We start from the raw sequence: 5,918 nt of genomic DNA on the forward strand, positions 1-5,918 counted from the left end.
AACCGGCACCGGGTGCAGCGCGTCGTCGAGGATCCAGGCGGTCCGGTCGCCCACCGGGCTGCCGATCGGCGCGTACGGCGTGTCGCAGGTCGTGCCGGCGGGGACCTTCCAGACGAGCGGCGTCACCACGGTCTCGGTCGGCCCGTAGCCGTTGATGAGGCGGCGCGGCCCGAGGGCGCGGTTGACGCGCGCGAGTTCGTCGCGCAGCATCGCCTCGCCGCCGAAGGAGAGCAGGTCGAGGGTCGGCGCGCCGCCCTCCTGCTCGGCCCAGCGCGTCAGTTCCCGGACGTAGCTCGGCGGGAAGCCGGCATTCGTCACGCCGTGCCGGCGGAACGCCGCGAACACCTCCGCCGGCGACCAGAGCGCGTCGTCGCGGAGCACGAGGCTGGCGCCGCAGGCGAGCGCCGTCAGCCAGCGCTCGTGCCCGCCGTCGAAGTTGAAGGTGATGAAGTGGAACTCGCGGGAGTCCGCGTCCATCTCGTAGAGCGGCGCGGTCGCGCGGACGTGCATCGCGAGCGGGCCGTGCGCGACCGCCACCGCCTTCGGCTTCCCCGTCGAGCCGGAGGTGTAGATCAGGTAGGCGAGGTTCTCCGGGTGGAGCGCCACCGGGGGTGGAGGCCCCGCGCCCGTGTCCGGCGCGTCCGCGTCGATCAGGATCCGCGGGACCGCGGCCGGCCCGCGGCCGGCATGGGCGCGATCCGTGACGAGGACGCGCGCGCCGCTGTCGGCGACCATCGCGGCGATGCGCGCGTCCGGCAGGTCGAGCCCGAGCGGCAGGTAGGCGCCGCCCGCCTTGAGCACGCCGAGATAGGCGGCGAGCAGGCCGGGCGAGCGGGGCAGCATCACGGCGGCGACCGTGTCCGGGCCGATGCCGGCCTCGGCGAGACGGTGCGCGAGGCGGTTCGCCTCGGCGTCCAGCGCGCCGCGGCTCGTGGCGCGATCGGCGAAGATCACCGCGGTCCGTTCGGGGTCCGCGCGCGCGAACCCCGCGATGGTCACGTGAACGGGCTGCCCGTCGACCTCGGACGGCGCGGAGGGCGGGTTCAGCCGCGCGATCTCGCCCGGTGTGAGCAGGGGCGCCCCGTGGATCGGCGCGTCCGGCGCCGCGACGAGGATGCCCAGCAGGGTCAGGAAATGGTCGCGCCAGCGCGCGACGGTGGCCGCGTCGAACAGGTCGCGGGCGTAGGTGAGGTGCGCGGTGAAGCCGCCCTGCGCGTCCTCCAGCGTGGTCAGGCCGAGATCCACGTGGGCGCTGCCGGTGGCGCGGGGGACGCGCTCGACCGACAGGTCGCCGAGGCGGATCGTGGCGAGCGGGCGCTCCTGCAGGTGCTGGACGATCGCCTGGAACAGGGGATTGCGGCCCGGATGCCGGTCGGGGCTCAGGGCGCTCACGAGCCGCTCGAACGGCACGGATTGATGGGCCTGGGCCTCCACGAGGAGCGCCCGCGTCGCCTCCACGCACGCGGCGAAGCTGTCCAGCGGGCCGAACGCGAAGGGCAGCACCAGGGTGTTGGCGAAGCTGCCGATCACGCCCGCGGTCTCGGGCCGGGTGCGGTTCGCCACCGGCACGCCCAGGCGGAGAGCGCGCTCGCCGCCGAGGCGCTGGAGCAGGATCGCGAAGCCGGCGGCGAGGACGTGGAACGCGGTCGCGCCGCCGCGGCGGGCCAGGGCGCGGATGTCCGCCGCGGTCGCGGGCGGCAGCGGGAAGGTCAGCGTCTCCCCCGTGAAACTGGGCACGTCGGGGCGCGGCCGGTCGGCGGGCAGGGCGAGGACGGGGTGCTCCGTGCCGAGGAGGTCCGTCCAGAACCCGAGGCTCGCGGCCTGGGCGCCCGCGTCCAGCATCCGCGCCTGCCAGGCGGCGTAATCCGCGTAGGTGATGGCGGGGGCCGCTCTCTCCGGCGCGTCGGATCCGTAGCCGGTGGCGACCGCGTCGATCAGCAGGTCCATCGACACGGCGTCGCCGACGATGTGGTGCAGGGTCAGGAAGACGACGTGCCGGTCCGGCGCCTCGCGCACCAGGGCGGCGCGCAGCAGGGGCCCGCGCGCGAGGTCGAAGGGCGCCCGCTCGACGGCCGCCTCGATCGCGGCGCGGCGCGCCCGCGCCTCGGCCGCGTCGCAGCCGGTCAGGTCGTGGCGGGCCATCGCGAAGGTGCCCGCCGGGTCGACCTGCTGCACCGGCTCCCCGTCGCGCAGGGGGAAGCGCGCGCGCAGGCCCGCGTGACGGGCGACGGCGCCGGCGAACGCCCGGTCCAGCGCCTCGGGGTCGAGCGGACCGGTCAGGCGCAGCGCGCCGACGATGTGATAGGCGGGGCTCTCCGGGTCGAGCTGCCAGAGGAGCCAGAACCGGCGCTGCGCGTCGGAGAGCGGTCCCGCGTCGCCGCCCTCCGCGGGCAGGATCGGCAGGCGGTCCGCGTCGAGGCCGCGCGCGGCGAGGTCCTGCACGAACCGGCGGCGCTTGCCGTCGGGCAGCGCGGAGAAGCGCGCCGCCAGGGCGCGCAGCTGGTCGTCCCGGGATGGGCCGGTGTCGGTCATTCGGCGTGTTCCAGCGCGTCGAGGAGGTCGCTCATCGCGTCGATGTCGGCGTCCGCGCCACCCGCGTCCCGGCCGTCGATCGCGACCGCGAGATCCGCCAGGGTGCGCGCTTCGAAGACGGCGCGCAGGGGCAGGGCGATGCCGTGCGCCTCGCTCAGGCGCGCGACGACCCGGGCGACGAGGAGCGAGTGCCCGCCCAGGGCGAAGAAGTTGTCGCCGCGCCCGACCGAGGGGAGGTTCAGCACCTCGGCCCAGATTGCGGCGAGGCGGCGCTCCGTCCCGGTCCGCGGCGGGTCGGCGGCCGGGTCGGCGACCGGCTCCGGCGCCGGCAGGGCGGCGCGGTCGACCTTGCCGTTGGGGGTCAGCGGCAGGGCATCGAGCGTCACGACGGCCGCGGGCACCATCGCGTCCGGCAGCGTCGCGGCGAGCGCCCGGCGCAGCTCCGCGGGGTCGAGCGCCGCCCCGGGGCCGGGGACGACGTGGGCCACCAGCCGCGCGTCGCCGGGCCGGTCCTGCCGCGCGGTCACGACGGCCTGCGCGACGCCGGGTTGCGCGATCAGCGCCGCCTCGACCTCGCCGGGCTCGATGCGCACGCCGCGGATCTTTACCTGGTGGTCGACGCGGCCGCGGTAGTCGAGGGCCCCGTCCGCGCGCCAGCGCGCGCGGTCGCCGGTCCGGTACATGCGCGCGCCGGGCGGCCCGAAGGGGCAGGGGACGAAGCGCTCGCCCGTGAGCCCCGGCCGCCCGAGATACCCGCGGGCGAGCCCGGCGCCCGCGAGGTAGAGTTCGCCGACCGTGCCCGGCGGGACCGGCCGCAGGCCGCCGTCGAGGATGTAGGCCTGCGTGTTCCACAGGGGCGCGCCGACGGTGACGGCCTCTGCGCCGGGCACGATCTCGGCCGCCGTGGACCAGATCGTGGTCTCGGTCGGGCCGTAGAGGTTGGTGACCCGCGCCGCCCGCGCGCTCAGGGCGCCCGCGAGGTCGGGCGGCAGCGCCTCGCCGCCCACCAGCACCCGCACGCCGCGCAGGGCGTCCGTCTCCGCGAGACCGCGCCACAGGGTCGGCGTGGCCTGCATCAGCGTGATGCCCGCCTCGCGGACGAGCCGCGCCAGACGCCCGGGATCGAGCACGTCGTCCCGCCCGGCCAGCACCACGCGCGCGCTGCGGAGGAGCGGCCCGAACAGTTCCAGGCCCGCGATGTCGAAGCCGACCGTGGTGACGGCGAGCAGCCGGTCCGCCGGCGTCACGCCGAGGCGATCGACGAGGTCGTGCAGCAGGTTGGTCAGGCCGGCATGCGGGACCACGACCCCCTTGGGCCGGCCCGTGGAGCCGGACGTGTAGATCACGTAGGCGGGATGGGCCGGCACGAGCGGGCGCGCCCGGTTCCGGTCGGTCGGCGCGCGGGCCGGCGCGGCCGCGAGCGCCGCGCGCCCGTCCGGGGCGTCGAGCACCAGGGCGGGCAGGCCGTCCGGCCGCGGCCACGCGTCGACGGTCACGAGGCCGGCGGGCCGGGCATCGGCCAGCATGAGGGCGAGCCGCTCCGCGGGGTAGCCCGGGTCGAGGGGCAGGTAGGCCGCCCCGGCCTTGAGCACGCCCAGCAGCGCCGCGACGAGGTCCGGCCCGCGCGGCAGCGCCACCGCCACGATGTTCTCCGGTCCGATCCCGCGGGCGATGAGCGCGTGGGCGATCCGGTTGGCGCGGGCCTCGAGCTCCGCGTAGCGCAGCACCTCCGAACCGGCCACCAGGGCGACGGCCTCCGGCGTGCGGGCCGCCTGCGCGGCGACGAGCGCCGGCAGGGTCTCGGGCGGCACCGCCCGCGCCGTCGCGTTCCAGTCCGTCAGGACCTGCCGCCGCTCGCCGGCCTCGAACAGGTCGAGATCCCCGATTGCCCGGTCCGGCGCGGCCGCCAGGGCCGCGAGCAGCCGCGCGAACCGGTCCGCGAGGCGGGTCGCGCCGGCCTCTTCGAAGAGGTCCGTGGCGTATTCGAGGTGGCCGACGACGCCCGCCTCCGTCCCGTCGGCCCCGCGCCGCTCGACGAGGTCGAAGGCGAGGTCGAACCGCGCGGCCCCGGCACCGACCGGATCCGGGACGGCGCGCAGGCCGGCCAGATCGAACGAATCCGGCACGCCGTCCTGAAGCGCCAGCATGACCTGGAACAGGGGATGGCGCGCGAGCGAGCGCGGCGGGTTCAGCACCTCCACGAGGCGCTCGAAGGGCACGTCCTGGTGCGCGTAGGCCTCGAGCGCGACGGCGCGGGCCCGCCCCACGAGGTCGCGCCCGCTCGGGTCGCCGGACGTGTCGGTCCGCAGCACGAGCGTGTTGACGAAGCAGCCGACGAGGCCGTCGAGGGCCTCGTCCGTGCGGCCCGCGATCGGGCTGCCGAGCGGGATGTCCTCGCCCGCGCCCAGGCGGGTCAGGAGCGCCGACAGGCCGGCCTGGAGCACCATGAAGAGGCTCGCCCGCTCGCGCCGCGCGAGATCCGACAGGGCGCGGTGCAGGTCCTGCCCGAGGGCGAGGGGCACGCGCCGCCCGCGGTGGCTCGCCGTCGCCGGGCGCGGCCGGTCGGTAGGCAGCGCGAGGCCTTCGGGCAGCCCCGCGAGCTGCGCGCGCCAGTAGCCGATCTCGCGGGCGATCAGGCTGTCCGGGTCGGCCTCGTCGCCGAGACGGTCGCGCTGCCAGAGCGCGTAGTCCGCGTACTGCACCGGCAGGGCCGGGCGCTCCGGCGCCGCGCCGCGGCGGCGTGCCGCGTAGGCCGCCGCGAGATCGCGCATCAGCGGAGTCAGCGACCAGCCGTCGGCGGCGACGTGGTGGATCAGGAGGAGGAGCCCGTGCGCGTCCGGGCCGAACCGGTACAGCCGCGCGCGGATCGGCAGGTCGACGGCCAGGTCGAAGGGCGCGCGCGCTGCCGCGGACAGCGCCTCCGGCCACGTTTCCGGGTCCGCCGCGCGCAGGTCGAGGCCGGGCCGCGCCGCGTCGGGCGGCAGGACCTGCTGCACCGGCGCCCCGTCGGTCGCGACGATGTGGGTCCGCAGGCTCTCGTGGCGCGCCACCACGTCGGCGAGGGCCGCGCGCAGCGCGTCGGCGTCGAGCGGGCCCGTGAGGCGGAGCGCGATCGGGATGTTGTAGGGATGCGCGCCGTCGATCCGCGACAGCAGCCACATCCGGGTCTGGGCCGCGGAGAGCGGGACGACGTCCGGCCGCGGGCGCGCGACGAGGGGCGTGCGCGCGGGGCCGACGTGTCCGGCCGCCTCTTCGCCCGCGTCCTCACCCGCGTCGCCGCCCGCGGCGATCCACCCGCTCAGCGCCGCGACCGTCGGGGCCTCGAACACGGCGCGCAGCGGCAGCTCGACGCCGAGCGCCGCGCGCAGCCGGCTGACGAGGCGCGT

2 protein-coding genes are annotated in these 5,918 nt (G+C 77.2%); both read right to left on the minus strand.

Annotation, left to right across the window (positions count from 1 at the left end; genetic code table 11):
* Window positions 1-2,532: condensation domain-containing protein (locus ACLBYG_RS31360; protein WP_447684052.1), on the minus strand; the 2,532-nt coding region annotated here is incomplete at its 3' end.
* Window positions 2,529-5,918: amino acid adenylation domain-containing protein (locus tag ACLBYG_RS31365; RefSeq protein WP_447684053.1), on the minus strand; the 3,390-nt coding region annotated here is incomplete at its 5' end. The genes ACLBYG_RS31360 and ACLBYG_RS31365, both read right to left, overlap by 4 nt.

This window comes from Methylobacterium sp. D53M, from assembly GCF_053345625.1.